The sequence below is a fragment of the Caldisphaera lagunensis DSM 15908 genome, assembly GCF_000317795.1.
GTDB lineage: Archaea > Thermoproteota > Thermoprotei_A > Sulfolobales > Acidilobaceae > Caldisphaera > Caldisphaera lagunensis.
Genome location: NC_019791.1, coordinates 543,298 through 564,461, shown reverse-complemented (window position 1 = coordinate 564,461; position 21,164 = coordinate 543,298). Strand labels below are relative to the sequence as shown.

The 21,164-nt window shown below is 31.1% G+C and carries 19 protein-coding genes and 1 tRNA gene; 15 read left to right on the top strand and 5 right to left on the bottom strand.

What is annotated here, in order from left to right:
* Positions 1-1,416 (top strand): MFS transporter, encoded by a 1,416-nt coding sequence (locus CALAG_RS02855; protein ID WP_015232240.1) that lies wholly within the window; start codon positions 1-3, stop codon positions 1,414-1,416.
* 5 nt (positions 1,417-1,421) lie between these two features.
* Here the strand turns inward: CALAG_RS02855 and CALAG_RS02850 are convergent, their stop codons facing one another.
* Positions 1,422-1,781: a hypothetical protein gene (locus tag CALAG_RS02850; RefSeq protein WP_015232239.1), complete on the bottom strand. Its 360-nt coding sequence runs from the start codon at positions 1,779-1,781 to the stop codon at positions 1,422-1,424.
* A 109-nt stretch (positions 1,782-1,890) separates the two neighbouring features.
* Between CALAG_RS02850 and CALAG_RS02845 the strand changes: the two genes are divergently transcribed.
* From CALAG_RS02845 to CALAG_RS02835, 3 genes are read left to right on the top strand one after another with little or no spacing between them, the layout of a single operon-like run.
* On the top strand, positions 1,891-3,063 hold the full coding sequence (locus CALAG_RS02845; protein ID WP_015232238.1) for an RsmB/NOP family class I SAM-dependent RNA methyltransferase: 1,173 nt from the start codon (positions 1,891-1,893) through the stop codon (positions 3,061-3,063).
* 36 nt (positions 3,064-3,099) lie between these two features.
* Complete coding sequence (locus CALAG_RS02840; protein WP_015232237.1) at positions 3,100-4,083, top strand: UDP-N-acetylglucosamine--N-acetylmuramyl-(pentapeptide) pyrophosphoryl-undecaprenol N-acetylglucosamine transferase; 984 nt, start codon at positions 3,100-3,102, stop codon at positions 4,081-4,083.
* A 42-nt stretch (positions 4,084-4,125) separates the two neighbouring features.
* A complete protein-coding gene (locus CALAG_RS02835) occupies positions 4,126-4,818 on the top strand; it encodes a phosphoribosyltransferase family protein (RefSeq protein ID WP_015232236.1) in 693 nt (230 codons plus the stop codon).
* Here the strand turns inward: CALAG_RS02835 and prs are convergent.
* Positions 4,798-5,691 (bottom strand): ribose-phosphate diphosphokinase, encoded by an 894-nt coding sequence (gene prs / locus CALAG_RS02830; RefSeq protein ID WP_015232235.1) that lies wholly within the window; start codon positions 5,689-5,691, stop codon positions 4,798-4,800. The genes CALAG_RS02835 and prs overlap by 21 nt on opposite strands.
* Before the next feature lie 482 nt (positions 5,692-6,173).
* Between prs and CALAG_RS02825 the strand changes: the two genes are divergently transcribed.
* Positions 6,174-7,553: a dihydrolipoyl dehydrogenase gene (locus CALAG_RS02825; RefSeq protein WP_015232234.1), complete on the top strand. Its 1,380-nt coding sequence runs from the start codon at positions 6,174-6,176 to the stop codon at positions 7,551-7,553.
* 431 nt (positions 7,554-7,984) lie between these two features.
* Positions 7,985-9,391 carry an MFS transporter gene (locus CALAG_RS02820; protein ID WP_015232233.1) on the top strand — a complete coding sequence of 469 codons (1,407 nt, stop codon included), beginning with the start codon at positions 7,985-7,987 and terminating at the stop codon, positions 9,389-9,391.
* Here the strand turns inward: CALAG_RS02820 and CALAG_RS02815 are convergent.
* Positions 9,388-11,646: a DEAD/DEAH box helicase gene (locus CALAG_RS02815; RefSeq protein ID WP_015232232.1), complete on the bottom strand. Its 2,259-nt coding sequence runs from the start codon at positions 11,644-11,646 to the stop codon at positions 9,388-9,390. The two genes, CALAG_RS02820 and CALAG_RS02815, sit on opposite strands and share 4 nt — an antisense overlap.
* Positions 11,615-12,040 carry a hypothetical protein gene (locus tag CALAG_RS02810; RefSeq protein ID WP_015232231.1) on the bottom strand — a complete coding sequence of 142 codons (426 nt, stop codon included), beginning with the start codon at positions 12,038-12,040 and terminating at the stop codon, positions 11,615-11,617. The genes CALAG_RS02815 and CALAG_RS02810 overlap by 32 nt, the downstream gene beginning before the upstream one ends.
* Positions 12,041-12,143: 103 nt before the next feature.
* Here CALAG_RS02810 and CALAG_RS02805 point away from each other — a divergent pair, with 103 nt between their 5' ends.
* Positions 12,144-13,208, top strand: a complete 1,065-nt coding sequence (locus CALAG_RS02805) for a geranylgeranyl reductase family protein (protein WP_015232230.1) — start codon at positions 12,144-12,146, stop codon at positions 13,206-13,208.
* A gap of 74 nt (positions 13,209-13,282) precedes the next feature.
* Here CALAG_RS02805 and CALAG_RS02800 read toward each other — a convergent pair.
* Positions 13,283-13,356, bottom strand: a tRNA-Ile gene (locus CALAG_RS02800).
* A gap of 133 nt (positions 13,357-13,489) precedes the next feature.
* Between CALAG_RS02800 and CALAG_RS02795 the strand changes: the two genes are divergently transcribed.
* The 8 genes from CALAG_RS02795 (at position 13,490) to CALAG_RS02760 (ending at position 21,160) form a co-directional block, all read left to right on the top strand.
* Positions 13,490-13,735 carry an Lrp/AsnC ligand binding domain-containing protein gene (locus CALAG_RS02795; RefSeq protein ID WP_015232229.1) on the top strand — a complete coding sequence of 82 codons (246 nt, stop codon included), beginning with the start codon at positions 13,490-13,492 and terminating at the stop codon, positions 13,733-13,735.
* A gap of 14 nt (positions 13,736-13,749) precedes the next feature.
* The gene (locus CALAG_RS02790; RefSeq protein WP_015232228.1) at positions 13,750-15,081 is read left to right on the top strand and encodes a tRNA(Ile)(2)-agmatinylcytidine synthase; all 1,332 of its coding nucleotides are present in this window, start codon (positions 13,750-13,752) and stop codon (positions 15,079-15,081) included.
* Between the two features lie 381 nt (positions 15,082-15,462).
* Positions 15,463-16,023, top strand: a complete 561-nt coding sequence (locus CALAG_RS02785; RefSeq protein WP_015232227.1) for a 2-oxoacid:acceptor oxidoreductase subunit gamma family protein — start codon at positions 15,463-15,465, stop codon at positions 16,021-16,023.
* Between the two features lie 64 nt (positions 16,024-16,087).
* Positions 16,088-16,393, top strand: a complete 306-nt coding sequence (locus CALAG_RS02780) for a 4Fe-4S binding protein (protein ID WP_015232226.1) — start codon at positions 16,088-16,090, stop codon at positions 16,391-16,393.
* On the top strand, positions 16,393-17,586 hold the full coding sequence (locus CALAG_RS02775) for a transketolase C-terminal domain-containing protein (protein WP_015232225.1): 1,194 nt from the start codon (positions 16,393-16,395) through the stop codon (positions 17,584-17,586). The genes CALAG_RS02780 and CALAG_RS02775 overlap by 1 nt, the downstream gene beginning before the upstream one ends.
* Positions 17,586-18,530: a 3-methyl-2-oxobutanoate dehydrogenase subunit beta gene (locus tag CALAG_RS02770; protein ID WP_015232224.1), complete on the top strand. Its 945-nt coding sequence runs from the start codon at positions 17,586-17,588 to the stop codon at positions 18,528-18,530. The genes CALAG_RS02775 and CALAG_RS02770 overlap by 1 nt, the downstream gene beginning before the upstream one ends.
* Positions 18,531-18,654: 124 nt before the next feature.
* Positions 18,655-19,809, top strand: a complete 1,155-nt coding sequence (locus CALAG_RS02765) for an AAA family ATPase (protein WP_015232223.1) — start codon at positions 18,655-18,657, stop codon at positions 19,807-19,809.
* A 10-nt stretch (positions 19,810-19,819) separates the two neighbouring features.
* Positions 19,820-21,160, top strand: coding sequence for a vWA domain-containing protein (locus tag CALAG_RS02760; protein WP_015232222.1), 1,341 nt, complete (start codon positions 19,820-19,822; stop codon positions 21,158-21,160).
* Positions 21,161-21,164 lie beyond the last annotated feature (4 nt).

Sequence of the window (21,164 nt, the reverse complement as noted above, 5' to 3'; positions counted from 1 at the left end):
ATGCAAAAGGATCCTGAAAATCCATTTTTGGTTTTAGGTGTGCTAACATTTACTACTGCATTAACAAGCTATGTTGAAGCTATGGTGATACCTTCTCTACCACATATAGAACAAGCTTTGTCTGCAACAAATGAAGAGGCTGCATGGATAGTTTCTGCATATTTGGTTGTTGGAGCTGCAATCGCTCCTTTATTTGGAAAGATGGGAGATACATTTGGAAAAAAGAAACTTTATCTTATCTCATTAACTCTATATTCATTAGCTGTACTTTTTGCTGGTTTTTCTCCCAATGTTTATTTTTTAATTGGATCTAGAGCTATTCAAGGTTTTGGGTTTTCTATTTTTCCATTAAGCATTGCAATAATAACAGATATATTCCCTAAAGAAAGGGTTGCTTTAGCTCAAGGAATTTTAAGTGCTATGGTAGCAATTGGAATGACTATTGGTATTATAGCTGGCGCATATATTGAGGAATATTTAGGATGGAGGGCAATGTTTCATATAGCATTTGGCATCGCTTTAATTTCTATAATAATTTCCTATTTAAGTATAGGTCCACATCCTCCAGTTAAAAAGGAGAAAATCGATTATTTCAGCACTACTTTATTATCTATTGGCACAGCCCTAATTTTGATATATCTTACTGAGGCCCCATATAAAGGTTGGATTTCATTGTATCAACTACCTATAATTGTTTCAGGTTTAGCATTGTTTATAGGCTTCTTAGTTTATATAACTAAATCAACTAATCCATTAATAAGACCTGATCTTTTAAAAATCAAAAATGTTATGGTAGCAAATTTAGCTGGCCTTTTCTCAGGAGTAACTATGTTTACACTATATTTAGCAGTTATATATTATGCAGAGGAGCCTACACCATATGGCCTAGGATTATCAGTTATTAACGCTGCTTTTTCATTATTACCTGCAACCCTTGCTATGATAATATTGGCCCCTTTGGTTGGCTTGGCTGTTAGTTCAATAGGACCAAAACCAGTGCTTATATATGGTTCAATTGTTTCACTAATAGGTTTCTCCTTATTCATATTCAACAGGTCAGGAACCTTACCTTTAGTATTAGATTCTTTTGTAACTGGCATAGGCATTATATCTATTATGACACCTATAGTTAATATGATAGCAATTTCAATGCCTGAGGATAGCGTTACTGTTGGTCTTGGATTTAATACTATGGTTAGATTTCTAGGATCTTCTATAGGACCAGTTATGACGGCTAATTTAATGACAACATATGTTGCATATGCATCATATTATCTTCCAAAATATGGCTTTTCATTCTTTACTGAGGCTGGGCCTGTTGCATTCAATTATACATTTTTAATAGGAATTATATTTTCATTCTTAACTTTTGTAACAGCATTGTTTATGAAAAACTATACTCCAAAACAAAAATAATTTTTTTAAAAAACTAAGGGTACATATCCTTCTGAAAGATAAGAAGAAATTTTACTACCCACATACACCACATCAATACCTAATTCTGAAGAAACTGTTTGTAACTCATTTAAAGTCCCATCTTGCTCTGCTAAGAATTTGCATGCAAGAGGTTTTTGATTAGCATAAGATAAGAATTGTTTTAAAGCATCTAAGACTCTTTTATCTTTTAAACTCAGGAATTTTTCTGAAGGTCCAAAAAATACGAGTTTTAAATCAGAGACCCATTTATATTTAAATGCATTTGTTGACCATAATAATCCAGTTAATATTTTATCAATATCACTGCTTGATAAAATAACCAAAACCTTAAGTTGTGATCCCATTTATATTCCCCATTTATATAAAAGAAATCTAAGTTTTTATATTATATAGGAAAATAAAAAATTTAAAGTTATTTTATTGCAAGGGAAACAAAATCTTAGGAGAATAAAAATGGAAAAAAACATAGCAAATAAATACATTAATTTCAATAACATGCTTAGTTACGATATTGGATTATTGGAAGAATTAGATTCAATATTTGGAAATTCATGTAAAATAATTAATCTCCTTATTAAACCTCCAACTAAATTTTATTTAAGAGTTAATACGCTAAAAATAACTAGGAATGAATATTTAAACATATTAAAAGAAAGGGGGATAAAATTTTATAAAGATGAAAATATAGATTATGCTATTTATGCCCAAATAAGCGGTCCTTATGAAATTCCTATATATGATAAGAAGATTTATGTAAATAAATATGCTTCCGAGTCCATATATCTTGGTAGCAATTTATACATACCAGGAATTCTTAAGGCTGATAAAATAAAGAAGGGAGATAAGGTAACAATATTTAATAGAAATGATATACCTTTAGCCTCTGGTATATCTATAATAGATTGGGAAGACATATATAGACTCAAAAAAGGATTAGCTGTTATTGTAGAAGATTCAGTTTATAAATCTCCTAAAATTAGAGAACTTCCAGGATTTGAAGAAGGTTACATTTATTCACAAAGCCTTCCAAGCATGTGGGTTGCGGAATTAGCTGATCCTAAAGAAGGATCGATTATAATTGACATGAATGCTGCTCCAGGAGGAAAAGTTGGTAATATAGCTCAAAAGGTTGGAAAAAACTCAAGAATAATTGCAATTGATAGACCTAGTAAAACAAATGACTTAACAGAAAAAATGAAAAGACTAGGATATGATTGGGTTGAAGTTATTGGAGGAGATTCTAGATATGCAACTCAGGAACTTAATATTAAAGAAAAAGCAGATCTTGTATTAATTGACCCTCCATGCACGAACTTAGGAGTAATACCAAAGCTTAGCGATAAAAAAAGCTTAAGGGACTCAATAATTTTATCAAGATATCAAAAACAATTTATAAATGAAGCTTTTAAATTATTAAAGCCCGGAGGGATATTAATGTATTCTACTTGCACATTAACCTATACCGAAAATGAAGAAAATATAAAGTATGCCTTAGAGTTAGGTTTTGAATTAGATGAGATAAATATAAAAGAAAATGTAATTAAAAATGATTATGGAATCAGATTTTCTCCGGAGAATGACTACCCTGGATTCTTTATATCAAAGCTGATCAAAAAGAAAACTTAAAGTATCAAAATTATATTTTGATATTGGAGAATAACATTGAAAAAAGTTTTAATAATAGCCAGTGGGGGCGGGCATACAGGACATAGCATTGCATTAGCGGAATACCTTATAGATATGGGCATAGAGGTAGATTTCATAATACCTGAAAATGATACGTGGACTAGAAATTCAGTAATAAATTATGGAAATGTTGTTTCTGAAACTCCTAAATTTTTAGATCCAAGCGAATCATTGTATAAAGGCATATTAAGAGCCCCTATTGCTATTATAAAATCCCTTGCTAAGGTTAAGTCCGGATATAAACTGGTTATAGCAAGTGGTAGTAATCATAGTATTTCAACAGGATTAGCACTATGGTTAAAAGGTTCTGATATTATAGTGTTTGAATCTACAGAGAGATTCTTAGAGCCAAGTAGAACTATTAAAACATTAGGAAAAATTTCAAAATTAATTGCATTTCAATGGGAGGAACAATTAAAATTTAATGATAAAAAAGGAAAGGTTGTAGGACCTTTCTTAGGTAAATTAAAATATAATATTAAAGATGAAGGATATATATTGGTTAGTGCTGGAAGCTATGGATATAAAAAACTTTTTGATGCATTATCAAAAACAAATTTGGAAAATATTGTATTACAAACTGGTAAAGTTGATCCCAAACCATATATAGCATCGCATCCTGAATGGAAAGTTTTTCAATTCGATCCTAACTTAGAAAAATATATTGCAAGCGCAAGTATTGTTATTACCCATTTTGGAAGAACTGCTGTAGAGAGCGCCTTAAAATATAAAAAACCTACAATCCTTGCTCCAAACATTGAATGGAAATGGATGCAAAATGAGATAAGAATAAAAGAATCGGAAATTATGGCAAAAAAGTTAAATGCATATTATTTACCTCCCAATTCTCTTAATGAAAATTCTATAATGGAGGCAATAAAATATACTAAAAATTTAATTCCTTATAGTTACAACGATGGAGCATTAGAACTTGCTAAGATAGTTAACTCAATATTATAATTTAAGGTTTGAAAAATTCAAATACAATAGGTGTTTAAATAAATGCCACAACAGAATTATGAAGAAAGATTAAGGGCTGTAAAGATTTTAAGATCTGCAAGAAAATTCTTATCTCTATCAAAGATTTCAGAGCTCACCGGCTTATCCTTATCTATAATTTCTAGATATTCTTCAGAATACACTTTACCTTCTGAAGGAAATGCAAGAGAAATTATAAACTCTCTCTTATCTAAACAAATTATATCAAACATTGTCGCCAATGCAATAAAGGTTTATAATGGTTTTTATGATATTAGTGGAGTTACTTGGAATCCTGATGCTCTATTATTAATATCGGAATATGTAAAAAAGAGGTTTAATGGAAATTTTGATAGAATATTAACGCCAGAAGCTGGAGGAATTAGTTTAGCGACATCAATTAGCATTTCTTCCGGAGTACCTATGGTTGTTGCTAAAAAGCAAAGACCTATATCATCAGAACCTATTATAGAAGGAGTTCATTTCTATGGGCCTGCATCATATACAGTATTTTATGTTCCAAAAAGGGAATTACCCAAAGGGGGTAAGATACTTATAGTTGATGATTTTAGCGTTAGAGGTCATACTTTAAATGCATTAATAGAATTAATAAGAAAGGCCGGAGCTGAACCAAGATCGATGCTAGTTATTGTAGGTATTGGAAAGGATTGGAAATTATTGCCAGATTCTGAGGCTTTAATCGAGATAAGCGGATAAATTCTTAGCTATTAGTGGACCCACATCTATATAATCTACTTTGCTCTTCTTTGGTAACGTATTTGCTGCATATATTTTATTAACTCCATTAGAAAACAGTTTTTCTTCAGCATTTTCTAATAATAATGCATGTGATACCATTACATAAATATTTCTTGCCCCTTGATTTTTCAAAATTTGTGTTGCCTTTAATATAGTACCTCCTGTGCTAATTATATCATCAACCACTATTATATCCTTTCCTTTAACATCTAATTCTTTTGTTTGCATAGTAATTTCTCCTGTAATTCTATCCCTAGCTTTGATAAAGTAATCATATTCACAATTCAAATAACTGGAGAGAATTTTTGCTCTATCTATTGCACCTATATCAGGAGACAATACAGCTATATTTTTACTATCAAAACCAATTTTCTCAGCCATGTATGTATATGGCCTTATATTAATTGCTTTTTTATTGAAAAATTTTAAGCTATCTTCTTTGTGTATTTCTATTGTTGCTAAAATATTATAGTAATCGCTAAATATCTTCAAAATTCCCCTTATGCTTATAGGTTCTCCTTCCAAGAATACCTTATCTTGCCTTGAATAAGCTAAGTATGGTGTTATTAATATTTGATCTTTAGCTCCCGATTCTTTAATAGCATCTCCTAACAATATTGCCTCTATTATGGATTTGTCTTGAGGATTTATAAGAGATTGAACAACAATCGCTTTACTATCCTTAACATTGCATGGTAACCTTACATAACTTTCTCCATCTGGAAATACTTTATAAATTGGCTTACACAATTCTGCAGATAAAGAGTTTGCTAATGATTTTGCTATTTCTTCTGAAACCATATTAGTTCCTGAAATAACTATATTTTTCATCTTCAGGTCCCCTAACTATTATTATGCTTATCCCCTTAAATTATTATAAGGCATTTAAATTTAACAAATTACATTTACATATTTTTATCAATAAAATTATACATAAACTACTCAAATTAAACATTTCTAATGAAAAAGAGGATTTAATGGTCCTTAAGCATTGAGGACCAATTTTGCAATATTTTCATTTCTCAAGATAATTTTTCATGTTCATATGAATCTTTATATAAAAATTTACATAATTAAAAAATTATGATAACAAGAAAACATCTAGATTTAAAATATAATGTTAAAAAGGTACTAGAAACCTAGCTTATATAGAAATAGCAGTGAGGAGGATGGAGCGACCCTGATCAGTGATGAGCGACTTTCCTCTGAGCATCGTAATGAATTCAAACAAATCTTAATAACTTCTTTCAAATAATATTTTTAAACCTCTATCTCTAAAAAATAATTTAAAAGAAAACATAGGTGAGCCTAAGATGAATCAAAACGAATTTGATGTAATATTCATAGGAGGCGGAGGAGCTTCATATCCTGGAGCCTTTGAATTAGCCAAAGCAGGGAAAAAAGTTTTAATGATAGATAATAAGGGAAACCTAGGCGGCGATTGTTTATATGCAGGTTGCATACCATCAAAAACTGTTAGAACAAAGATATTGGAATTCACTTCAACAAATAAAGAAATAGATCCTGAAAAAATTTGGGATGAGGTTGTTAAAACAAAAGAATGGGTTCAAGAAATAAGATACCAACAACATATGGAAGAAATAAGGGAACATGAGCCAAATTTAACATTTATAAAAGGATGGGCAACAATATTATCACCAAATAAGGTTAAAGTCGAAGGAGAAGAAAACTTTGAGGCCTATGGAAAATATATGGTTATAGGAACTGGTGCTGAACACGTAATTTTAAACATACAGGGGAAAGATTTAGTATTAACAAGTGATGAATTGTTTGCATATCAAAAAACAATGAAAAAACTGCCAAAATCAATTGCTATTATTGGAGGAGGCTATATAGGGGTTGAAGTTGCAGATATGCTTTCAAGATTAGGGGTTGAAGTATCTATAATAGAAATGATGGACAGACTCTTACCAACAATGCCTATCGATTTATCTAAAGCAGCTGAGTCAAGAATGAAAGAGGCAAAAGTAAGCCTGTATTTGAATAGTCCCGTTGCTTCCATAGAAAAGAAAGGAGAGATGAAAGTAGTTAAAGCAAATAGTAAAAATGGAACTATTGAGGTAGAAGCAGAGGAAGTTTTGATGGCAGTGGGAAGAAGGCCTAGAATTAAAGGATATGGATTGGAAAACTTAGAAAAAGAGGGGTTAAAAGTAGAGAAAAACGCAATATGGGTTTCTCCATCATTAAGGACTACTCTTCCAAATGTTTTCGCAACAGGAGATGTTACTGGAAAAGCAATGCTATTCCATGCAGCAGTTAAAGAAAGTATTATAGCAGCTAAAAACATATTGATAGGAAGAGATGCCTATAGGATGAATTATCACTCTGTTCCATTTACAGTCTTTACATACCCAGAAATAGGTATGATAGGCTATACTGAAGAAGAACTAAAGAGTTTAGGGATCGCTTATGATGTGGTTGATTACAAATTAGCAGGTGATGCACAATCCCAAATAACTAATCATAGGGAAGGATGGATGAAAATATTCCTAGAAAAAGAAACACTAAGAATTTTAGGAGTTCAAGTATATGCTCATGATGCTGCAGAACTAATGGGAGCTTTTGCTGTTGCTTTAGAAAATGGATTAACAGCTAAGAACCTCGCATGGGTTTGTGGGCCACATCCATTAACTTTTGAATCAATAAACTATGCCATGAGACCCTATTTCTAAGATTCTTTAAATTTTTCTATGAAACATGTAAAGAAATATCTCTTTTAATGTTTAATTCGATAATAATTAATGAAAATAAACATATTATATATCATCTTCAACCTACAATAGATTTGCAAACATCTCATATAGAAATGTGTTCTTTGCTCATTCAATTATTTAAAAAGGTAATCTTTCATATAAATTGTTAAGCTACATTCATTTTCATTGTTAACCCCCCGGTTAACAATGTCTTATTTGTTTTAATAATAAAATTAAAATTATATTTTAAATATAATGAAAATTTTATATTATTATAACTATAGTATTTCTCAATTTAATTAAACCTTCTCATATTTTCTATCTTTCTATATAACCTATATATAGCTCTATAGTAACTATAGAAATCCTTATAAGTAAATTTTTTATCAACAAAAAAATGGGGAAAATAATTGAGTGATCACAATCCGTTTGAATATATAGACAACGTAAAAACTAATATAAGCCATATAAAAGTTTGGTTTACAGCAGGTATGGGATTTTTCACTGATGCATACGATCTTTTTGTTATTGGTATTATCTTAGTAATATTAAACAGGTTAGCATCCCCTGCATTTCATTTAACCGATCTTCTTAGTGCTTTATTAGCATCTTCAGCTATAGTAACCGCAATAATAGGACAGCTTACCTTTGGTAGAATAGCAGATATATTAGGTAGAAAGAAAGTATATGGAGTAGAGGCAATTATTTTAGTAATAGGAGCTTTGATGAGTGCATTCTCTCCAAATATATATTGGCTACTAGCTTCTAGATTTATTATGGGCTTTGGAATAGGCGGAGATTATCCAATTTCATCTACTATTATGAGTGAATATTCACCAAGAAAAGATAGAGGAAAGTTAGTTTCATTGGTTTTTGCCGCTCAAGGAATAGGAATAGCAGTTGCTGTTATAGTAGGTTTATTATCAGTATCGTTTTTCCCACATTCTATTTCATGGAGAATATTAGCTGGGATTGGAGCTATTCCACCTGCTTTAGTAATATATTACAGAAGAAAAATACCAGAAACGCCTAGATTTAGCTTATTAGCAAAACATGATAAAGAAGAAGCTGAAAAAGCTATAAAATTTGTTGGGGCTAATACAAAAGTTATACAAGTTAAAACCAAAGAATGTAGCCTAAGAGAATTTTTAAAATCCTATAGTATGTTATTAATAGGAACCTCAATACCTTGGCTTTTAATGGATATGGCTTTATATGGAACTGGAGTGTTTTCATCACCAATTACTTTGGCTATATTAGGGGGATCTAATTCATTAAAAGCAGATGTGTTAAGAGCAGGAATCCCTCTATTAATTGGAATACCTGGCTACTTCTTAACTGCCGCTTTTATTGATAAAATAGGAAGAAAAACTATACAATCAATGGGATTTGGTGTAATGGCTTTACTTTATTTCATAATATCAGAAAGCATTATAACTAGTGGAACCAAAATTGATGGATTTTTAATACCAACAACGTTAGCATATGTATTATTTGGCTTAACATTTTTATTCATAAACTTTGGTCCAAATACAACAACGTTTGTTCTACCTTCAGAATTATATCCTGTAAGATATAGAACAACAGGTCATGGAATTTCTGCAGCATCAGGTAAGTTAGGAGCGGCTATTACAACATTTTTGTTCCCATTCTTATTGCATAGCTATGGATTAAAGTTTATATTAACAATGCTTGGAGTAGTTAGTGCTATAGGACTAATAATAACGTTATTAACAATACCAGAGCCAAAGATGAAAAGCCTTGAAGAAATAAGCAAAGAAAAAATAGAAGTTTATGAAAAGCCTATAAGCGCTTAAGCTATAGGTTTACCTACAGGTTTTTCTTCTTTCTCTTTTACCTCATTATTTTCGAACACATATTTCAATAACGATAACGCCCCTTTTCTTGATAAAAACTGATTGTTATTTCCACAATAAGGTGAAAAAACACATCTTGGACATCCATCTTCGCAACTACACGATGATACAATTTTAAAAGCAAGATTTTCTATTGATTCAAATCTATCAAAAACCAATTTAGATCCTCCATGACCTCCTATAGATGAATCATATATAACTATGTGACCTGATGGATAGCTTATTCCCCCTAAATCAGTATCTGATGCTCCTATTATTGGTCTTGATGCAGAAATTAATACGTGTTCTAAGGCATGATAGCTACTTATTTTCTTTTCACCACTTTCAAACAATATTTCAGGATACCTCGTTAATACACCTTTAGTCCAATAATTCCATTTTATTGGAGTTTCATAATATGATGTTGAAATTGTATTTCCTGAATATTCATCTTTAATAACATAACCTGTTACTTCTATAGATATATGTACATCACCATATGTTAATGGTATTGTACCAGCTATTCTTTTCTCTCTAGGTATTACCTCTATTACATATATATCATAAAGAGGTTTAGTGTAAAAACTGATATCATTTAATTTTGTTACTTCAGCCTTATAGGAATCTATATCTAATTTTGTTGATAAATAAACTTCACCAGAATGATAATATATTGCATTTGGATATAGATCATATAGAGCTTGAGGCATTTCTCTAAAACCTATTCTTTTGTTTTTATAGTAAATATTAATAATTGGCCCAGAGGATCTTATTGAGTAATTGGCCACAAATGCTTTACCACTTTTCCAATTAGGATAAAGAACATCATTGTTATTGTTAATGTAGTTTTCATTTTCCAAATCTTTTAAAACATCTAAAAACTCTTCAGGTAAGTTATCTTTTTTAACAAAACCTTTTTGCAATAAATATGCAACAAAATGAAGCTTTAATATCTCTTTATTTTTGGGTTCTATAAATCCTGGATCTGGATCTTGGGAGAAATATTTATCTGGATTGTTTAAATAATAAGATTCTATAGGATCATCTCCCATTATTGTAACTACTAACCCTGGATTTTCTCTTCTTCCAGCTCTTCCAGCCCTTTGTAAATAACTGGAATAACTTTTAGGTAAAGAAGTCATAACTACAGCATCTAAATCACCAACATCTATTCCTAATTCTAACGTTGATGTGGCAACAACTCCATTTATTATACCTTCCTTTAATTCTCTCTCAACATTTTTTCTAGTTTCTGCACTTAAACCAGATCTATGGACTAATACATTTGTATTATAGCTTTTTCTAGAGATCCTTGATATTAATTCGCTCATCTGTTGAGAATCTGTAAAGGCTAGAACTTTTAGGTTCTTTTTTATTAAAGAAGAAATTATATATGAAGAAAAGGTCCACCTGCTCATATAACCATGATCAATAAATACATGAATTGCTAATCCCTTTCTCCTCTTTGGTCCATATACTACCTTTACTTTCCTTCCAAATAATTTTTCTCCCATTTCTTCAGGATTTCCAATTGTTGCCCCTGAACCTATGAATAATATGTTTTTTGATAAACTAGATAATCTATATAATATCCATTTCATATGAGATCCAAAAATTCCTTTATATACATGCATTTCATCCAAAACAACAAATCTTATGCTTCTAAAAATTTTTCTAAAATCTGATGATAAAGAAAGGCCTAGATGAATCATATCTGGATTGCTAATTAAAATTTGGGGAGGATTTTCATATATTTTTGCCCTTTCTTTTGCAGGAGTATCTCCATCTATAATCCCATATGATATTCCTAGGTCTTTAACTATATTGGACAGCCTTGATATTTGATCCCTTTCCAGGCTTTTTGTTGGATATATTAATAAAGCCCTCTCTTCTTTGTTTTTTAACAATTCATCTAATATTGGTATTAAAAAGGCTTCTGTTTTTCCAGTCCCTGTACCAGCAGTTATTACAGTATCATTGTTGTTTAGAATTGAATCCAATGCATCTTTTTGAAACTTATACAATTTTATTATTCCATAATTAATTAATGCATTTTTTAATTTCTCCGATATATTTAATTCGTTTAAACTAGGTCCTAATTCAGGATATCCATAGTCTTCCTTATAAATATTAGAGATTTTACTTTTTTGTTTCTCAACAATCTCATTCAATGTTGATAACAAATCAAGAACTTTTTCCGCTCTGTCCTGTTGCATAGTTTTTATGCCTCACATAATTTGATAATCCTATCAATTCAATAACCCTATCAATAATCCAAGATAGGTTTTTATCTCCCCACGATCTCCTTATTTTTAGCTTTTCATATTTAACTTCTAATAGGGCTTTTCCTTCATGATCATAAACTATAAATCTTCCTTTAACCTTATTTTTTGGATTTCTAACAAGAATTACATGAACTGCATATTCATTGGGATTTAAATTTAAATTTACATAACCTGATTTTCCTTCTTTATAAGTTCCCTTACCTTCTTCTATTGGATCTTTTATTATTTCTTCCTTATCTTTTCTAATAATAACTACCATTCTTCTCATTGCATGTAATCCTGTTTTGCTCTTTGTTGATTCTACTTCAAGCTTAATTTTCCCCATATTTATCCACTACTCCTAATTTGTTTTAGGACTAATAAGATTTATTAACAACATTTTAAAAAGTTTCTTTTGAATAATTTATAAAGAGATGTGGTAGATAATCTTGGATGTAGATGTAGTAATAGCGGGTTTAGGAGTTTCTGGATCATCTTTAGCCTACGCCTTATCTGAAAAGGGATATAAAATTAATGCATATGATCCAATAAAAAAATATGAAAAAGCTTGCGGGGAGCAAGTAAGTGCGTCATATAATTCAATAAATCTTCTTAAAAAATCAAATTCGATAGTAACAATGCCAAACGATATTAGCATTTATGTTAATAATAAAGAGGTTTCAAACATAAATTTTGGAGGAAATACTCCTTGGTATATTATTAATAAACCAAATTTTATTCAATATCTAAGAGATTCTGCATTATCTAATGGAGTTAACATAATATATAAACCATGGAATAATGAAAGAGGAATGATAACGGTTGATGCAAGGGGTCCCTTTTCAGGAAATTTAAAGGATAAGATCTTGGTAAAAAGATATATTGTTGAAACAGAATGGGATCCAAATCATGTTATTTTAGATTTCAGACCAAATGAATTAGGTTTGTATTGGATTTTTCCTGCTGATGATCAAGGGAAACTAGTTAATTTGGGAGGAGGGTTTGTTAATTTATGGGATGATGAGAAACTTACTAAATTGATAATTGAATATGCTAGATACAATTTAAAAAAGGTAGAAGTTAAAAACACAAAGGCTGCACCATTAGATGTTTTCTCTCCCTACAAACCTTATTCTCCTTCTGATAACATTTTTTATGTTGGAGAAGCTGCTGGTCTTGTTTTATCTATTAGTGGAGAAGGTAATAGGCCTGCGATAGAATCTTCCTATGCTCTTGCAGATGCTATAAGGAAACACAATCTAGAAGATATATATGAAATTAAAAATGATTACATAAGGTATTCAAAAAAGGTAGCTAATGAATCCTTTTTATCACGAAAATTATTTATGTTTATAACTAAATATAAAGAAAACTTCGATATGGTAAATATATTGAGCAATATACCCAAATGGTTCTGGTATAAGTATTTGTCTGTAAGCCTTGAATTTAATGATGTAATAAAATTAGGAAGTGATATAAAATTTATTTTATCTATTATTAAAGGAATTAAATAATTTTTATCAAACATAATAAATAATTTAATTACATATTATATCATCATTAATATAAATCATAAAATTTTTATAAATGGGCCCGCGGGGACTTGAACCCCGGACCGCCCGGTTATGAGCCGGGCGCTCTACCTAGCTGAGCTACGGGCCCCCTAATAGTTTTTAGATTTGTGTTGGTTTATTAACTCTTTTGGAGGAATTTAAATAATTAGCATAATAAATTAGAACATAAAGATTAAAATATATCAACCTACTAATATAAATATTGAGTTGGTGGTGGGGAAGTGTCGGAAGCTATAGTTATGATAAATGCAGATGTAGGAAAAGAGAATGATATTTTTAATAAACTAAATGAAATGCAAGAAGTTAAAAAAGTCTACATGGTATATGGAATACATGACATAATAGCGTTTGTTGAAGCAGAAAGTATGGATAAATTGAGAGGATTGATAACTGATAAAATAAGAAAACTTGATGGTGTAAAAAGCACACTAACGAGTATAGTAGTTGTTGGCAAAGAGAAAAAATAGTTAGATGAGATTTAATGAATAATATAATTTCAATTTCTTTTGATGATATTGATAGCCAGTATGGTGGATGTACAACTCATTTCACTGGAATTTTTTTTAATGAAATTAAAAATAAAGTTAAGCTAATAGATTATCCTTTGCTTATTAGACTAAACCCTGGAATACCATGGAAAACGAGAGGGAATGCTTCAACAGCTCTCAGATTTATCTATGATGATCCTAAAGAAATATTTGAAATAGCAAAAAATTTAGTTGATGAATATACAAATCCAAGACCACCTTTACCAAATAAAAAACCTGGTATAGTAATGATTCAAGGGAAACCTTGGGAAAATGAAAAATTTAAAACTTTTTATAAAAAAACATTATCAGATTTTGTCTTATTAGATGATGCTATTAAATTGTTAAATGATGAATCAAATAAAGAAAATGTGTTTTATTATGGAGGTAAAGGTTTAATTGGTGCAACAGCTGCTCAAGGCGCCTTAGGTTTATATGAACCCTATACTTATGAATTAATTTTTTATAGGTTGCCTGAAAATTGGGATAAAGAAAGATGTGTTGATGACAATACTGTTTTAAAAGTAGATAAAAGTTTACCTTCTTGCACAATTAATAATTATGATTATATTAAAGAAAAATCATCAGTAAAACCTAATGGGCCAGATCCAATTTTAGCTGGTTTTAGAGGTACTTGTGAAAAACTATTGTGGAATTATGAAAAATCTCTTTGTGAAAAACCTCATTTTTCTTTATTATATAGAAGTAATCAGCATACAAGCTTTGAGCTTTTCAAAGATTTTTATCCATACCCATATAGAAACGTTGAAATTGAAGGAACCGTATTAAATACTAAAATCCTACCTAAAGGCCATGTTATTATAACTTTAAGAACAAAGTATGGAGATTTTGATATATCATTTTATAAAGATACTGGCCCATTAAACAAAGCTGCTAAATTACTTGAAAAAGGAGATGTAATTAAAGTTCAAGGATCAGTAAGGCCTTATTCTTTTAATAACACAACAATTTCAGCCTATTCTATGGAAGTGATTTCCATTAATTATACATCAATAAAACTATCTCCTAGATGTGTTGTTTGTGGTAGTAGAATGAAAAGCCTAGGTAAAGGGAAAGGTTTTAGATGTGAAAAATGTGGATTTGAAACAAAAAATGTTGAAAAAATTGAAATAATAAAGGATAGAAAACTACTTCCAGGAATTTATTTACCAGAAACTGGAGAGCTAATGCATCTACAAAAAGAAAAATATGTAAGACTTCCAATTTTAACAAATTTTCCCAATGTAGATGAACATGATATACTAAAGATTTATAATAATCCATAATTGTTAACTCCCCAGTTAACAACCCCTCTATTTCCTATGGAAATGTATTAGAAATTGATAGTTAACTCCCATCCCCCTCTATTTCCTATGGAAATGTATAATTCTATTAATAAATGCTAGTTAATTTCCTATTGGTTTGTATAATGATTCTTTAATAAAAAGAGTTAGTTTCTGATCTTATAAAAATTTCTAGATGAAATTGAGGGGTCTAGGAATATTATATTCTAAAAAATTAGAAACTATTCTAAAAAAAAAATAGATTTGGCCAGGCCTATTAAAAGATAGTATGAAACCCCTTAGTTTCCTCTGCATCCCACTAATTAACTCTAAAATATAAACCTCCTCTGTCATATTGAAATATTGGAATGCAAGGGTGTTTGTATGTATTTAGAGCTGAGATTCCATGGTAGAGGCGGTGAGGGAGCAGTAACTGCCGCTACAATATTAGCCAGAGCAGCAGTATTAGAGAATAAATACGCTCAAGCAATACCAAATTTTAGCGCTGAAAGAAGAGGGGCCCCTGTAGAAGTTTACTCCAGAATATCTGATAAGCCAATAGAAAAACATAGCCAAGTAAGAAATCCAGATGCAGTAATAGTATTGGATTATGAGCTTATAAAAATGGTAAATGTTTTAGATGGCTTAAAGCCAAATGGGATAGCAATTGTTAACTCCCCGGTTAAAGAACCATTAAACAATGTAAAAACATATTGTGTTGATGCAACAAAAATTGCAAAAGCTCATAATTTAGTTGTTAGTGGTTGGCCTACAGTAAATACTGCTATCTTAGGGGCAGTATCAAAATCCTTAGGTATAGTTTCTATCGATTCTATTAGTAAAGCAATTATGGATCATTTTTCATCACCTAATATTGCTAAAGCTAATGCATCAGCAGCTATAGATGCATATAAAGAAACTTCCTTATGTGGTGGTCCATATTGATGTTAGGTTTTTATATATTTAGATTATTTAAGTCTGTTTATGTATACATAAAAGGGTGGATTATATGACACAGAATAGTCAAGTAATAGAGGAACCAAAGACATACTTTTTAGTCCCTATATCCAAACCTGATTATGGCTCTTCTGGAAAAACTGGTTCATGGAGAACTGAAAGGCCAGTAGTAAATGAAGAAAAATGTACAAAATGTCTCTATTGTTGGCTTTATTGTCCAGAAGATACAATATTAAGGAGGGAAGATGATATGGTTTATGTTGATTATGATTATTGTAAGGGTTGTGGAATATGTGCAGCTGTTTGTCCAGTAAATGCAATAGATATGGTTCCTGAAGTTAAGAGAGGTGAAAATTAATGATTAAAACTTTAACTGGAAACTATGCGGTAGCCGAAGCGGCTAAGCTTGCAAGAATTAAGGTAACATCAGCATATCCAATTACTCCACAAACAACAATTGTTGAGAAACTTTCAGAAATGATTGAAAAAGGAGAACTAGAGGCTAAGATGATTAGAGTTGAAAGTGAACATAGTGCATTGGCAGCAACATTAGGGGCTGCGGCAGCAGGCTCAAGGGCCTTCACAGCAACAGCAAGTCATGGATTGCTATATATGCATGAAGTTTTATGGTGGACAGCCTCAGCTAGAATACCAGTAGTTATGGCAGTTGCAACAAGAGCTATTGGTGCTCCATGGAATATACATGTTGAACATAGTGATATAGTTGATCAAAGAGATACAGGTTGGATTATAGGAATCGCGCAAGAAAATCAAGAAGTATTAGATATGACAATACAAGCTTTTGCAATAAGTGAAGATCCAAGAGTGTATTTACCAATGATTGTTGGATTAGACGGATTTATTTTGACCCATACAGTTGCACCAGTAAATGTTCCTGATCAAAAAGATGTAGATAATTGGTTGCCTCCAAGAAGACAACCATATGTAATAACCCCAGAATCAAAAATAGCGATGGGAAATATGACGAGTGATGAAGACTATTATATGATGAGATATTCAATACAAGTTGGTCAAGAAGCTGCAAAAAAGGTTATAGAAGAAGTTGATAATAGTTATGGAAAGGCATTTGGAAGAAGCTATGGAGGTCTAGTTGAATGTTATAAATGTGAAGATGCAGATTATGTAATGGTATTAATGGGAAGTTGGGCTGGAGACGCTAAAGAAGCAATAAATTCTTTAAGAAATAAGGGAATCAATGCGGGAATTGCAAGGATTAGATTCATTAGACCATGGCCTGCAGAAATATTAAGAGAAAAATTAAGCAATAAGAAAGGCGTTTTAGTATTTGATAGAAGTATTTCATTTGGAAATACAGGACAGCTCTTTACTGAATTGTCATCAACACTTTATGGAATGACAAGCATGAGAGGTGTTATTGCAGGTCTGGGAGGTGTTGATGTTTTGCCCGAAGATTTTCAAAATGAAATGATAGATTTTGTTAATAAGGTAGAAGAAAATGGAAAAGTTTATGATCCTATTAAATGGTTGTTCCCAATGAAATATAGAAAAATTGAAGAGGTGATTCAGTAATGCCAGTTAGATTAGCGGATTTTCCAAGAGTAAGATATGGAATGCCAGGTAATGCTGCCTGCCCAGGATGCCCTGAAACTATGGGTTTAAGATACGTTAAAATGGCCCTTGGAGATAACGTTGTTCTAGTTATTCCAGCAGGATGTAGTAGTGTAATCCAAGGATATACTCCAAAGAGCGGAATAAACTTCCCCATATTAAACATAGTCTTTGCTAGCGCATCAAGTGCGGCAGCAGGAATGGAAGCAGCATTTGAGGCTCAAGGTAAAGATGCAACAGTAGTAGTATGGGCTGGAGATGGAGGAACTGGAGATATAGGTTTTCAGGCTATGAGTGGGGCAGCTGAAAGAAACGATAATATATTATACATATGTGCAGATAATGAAGCTTATATGAACACAGGAATTCAAAGAAGCAGTTTGACACCATTTGGTGCATGGACGACAACAACATGGACTGGGAAAACAGAATATAAGAAAAACATACCAATGATTATGATTGCTCATGATGTACCTTATGTTGCTACTGCAACAGTTGGCTATCCTCAAGATTTTATAGATAAATTAAGAAAAGCTTCTAAAATAAAAGGATTTAAATATATACACCTATTAGCCCCTGATCCAGTAGGTTGGAAATTCGATCCAAGTCTCACCGCTAAATTAGGCCAATTAGCAGTTCAAACAGGTTTGTTCCCATTATTTGAATATGAAAATGGAAAGCTAACAGTTAGCGTATTTAGTAGATTATATAGAAGGCCAGAAAAAAGAGTTCCTATAATAGAATATATTAAAGTTCAAGGAAGATACGCTAATTTAATGAAAGACCCTGAAAAAATCAAAAAACTAGAAGAAGAAATAGAAAGACAATGGAAATGGATTGATATCTTAGAAAAATCAAGTAATCCAAGCAATGTTGCCTCTCAAGCAATAAAAGAAAATAAATAAACATTTAATAATAAATTTTTAAATCTTTTTTGTTTTAAAATATAATAACTTTAAATAGTTAAACATAGATCTCATATAAGTATATCTTTATTCCCTCTGCTTTCCTAATTAAGAATGAGGTTAGGTGTGCGCTTTGAGCGATGAACCATCAAATCTATTAGATTTGGCAAACAAATTTTTAGCATCATTGGAGGAACCATTTGTCGGAAGACATGAAGAAGCATTAGTAATAACTCTGTCTCTTATAACAGGAGAACATGTAGTATTGATTGGAGAGCCTGGAACTGCAAAAAGTGCTATGGCTAGAAGATCAGCTGATTTATTGGAAGCAAAATATTTTAAATATCTCTTAACTAAATTTACAGAGCCTAGTGAACTCTTTGGACCTCTTGATATTGCAGGTTTAAGAAGAGGTATATATAAAAGAATTACTAAAAATAAATTACCGGAAGCAGAAATTGCATTTTTGGATGAGATATTTAATGCAAACAGTGCTGTTTTAAATAGTATTTTAAGTATAATGCAGGAGAGAATATTATATGATGGATATAATGAAATAAAAGTTCCTTTATGGACTTTGATGGGTGCCTCAAATAAAATCCCAGATGAACCAGAGTTGGAAGCTCTTTATGACAGATTTTTATTTAGACATAATGTAAAGCCTGTAGATGAAGAACATTGGGACGGGCTATTGGATGCTTCATGGAATATAGAGAAAGGGGTTTATTACCAGGCTAATAAAATAATGGAAATGAACAATATAAAATCTTTAAATTCAATGATATTTAAGGTAGATATATCTAATATTAAAAATAAATTATTGAAAATGTTTATAATATTAAGTGAAAAAGGATTGCAATTAAGTGATAGGAGAAAGGGTAAAATATTAAAGGCGATAGCAGCTCATGCATTGCTAGAAAAAAGATTCCAAGCAACGGAATCTGATTTGATTGTATTAAAGTATACAGTCCCAAAGAACTTTGAGGATTTTGAGAAAATAGAAACAATATTGATGGAAGAATTAAAAACTAAAGATAGAGTTATAAGAGAACTAGAAGAAATTTCAAGTAATATAAAGAATTCCAAAAGGGTTATACAGCAAATGCAATCATTTGATCCAAGGCTTTTAGAAATATACAAGGGTCTAAAAACAGCTAAATCCAAAGTTCAAAATCTAGTCCAAGATGTAGAAGATGAAGAAGTTAGGAAAAAGGCTGAGGAATTAAATGAGATGATAGATTCATTGTCTCAAGATATTATGATAAAATTGAATATGTGAGGAATTAAAAATGGAGGAAAATCAAAATAAAAAAATAAAGCAAAGCGTTTATAAAGAAATAGGCAATATAGATGAACTAAGATTTTATAGAGGAGAAAAAATACTTAATATTGCAAAAGAACTTTCTGGAAAGAATTTAGATCCTAGAATTTCTCCGTATTTAGGAATTGATTTATTCTATACATATTATTTCCCTATACCAAATATTGAAGAATTTTCTCCTGAAGATGATGAGGAAGATGCATTTAGGAGAACTGTTATATCTACCTTGTTAAAAACAGAATCCTCATGGAAAACTAAGATATACACATCTGCTGATAGTGTAACCAGCACAGTTGCAGCGGCATCATTTATTGAAAAACTAAACAAATTATTGCCACAAAATGAAGGTAAGAATAATGGTAAAGAAGGGGCTAATCAAAATGAGTCAGATAATGAAGGCGATACTTCTCAGGAATTACAAAATGCAATACAAAAAGCATCAGAATCTGCAATGAAAGATGCAGAAATGGCAAAAGAAGTTAAAATGTTAGCTGAAAAAATGGGTGCAGGCAGGGGTAGCATATTTTCTCTAGAAAGTTCGGCGGAAGAGATATTAAAATTGGCAAGAGAAACTGATGTGGCAAAAATATTGGAAAGGATAGAGGGTTTAAAATTAATTACAAATGCAAAAACAAAAAATGCAATAAATTATTCTAAGGGTTGGATTTCTGGTATTGAAATAGGTGGAGATATTGAGAGGGTGCACTATAGTCAATTAGCATTTCCAAGTATATTATTTTATGCTGAATTTGCAAATGATAGATTGCTATTATATGAAAAGAATTTACCATCAAACAAAGGGCCCATTTATGTATTGCTAGATAAAAGCGGAAGTATGGTAGGATCTAAAATAGATTGGGCTAGAGCTGTTACTGTAGCGTTATTTAAAAAAGCTATGGATGAAGGAAGGAACTTCTTTGTAAGATTTTTCGATTCAGTGCCCTATCAAGCTATGAATTTAAAGAGCAATGCAAATCCATCAGAAATATTAAATGTGCTATCATATTTGGCAAGGGTTAAGGCTGGAGGGGGAACTGATATAACAAGGGCTATTTCATCTGCTGTTGATGATATGGAAAAAACAAAAACGAGCAGTAAAGATAAGCCTAGCGATATTGTTCTAATAACAGATGGAGAAGATAGGCTAAGCCCAGAAATAATAAATAAATTGTTGAAAAAATCTAATTCAAGGTTACATTCCGTTATGATACAGGGTCATAACGCGTTTTTACAACAGGTTTCATATAGATATCTTTCCGTTAAGAAGCTTGAGCAAAAAGAAGCATTAGAGGTTGCAGATTTTACATAGGCTT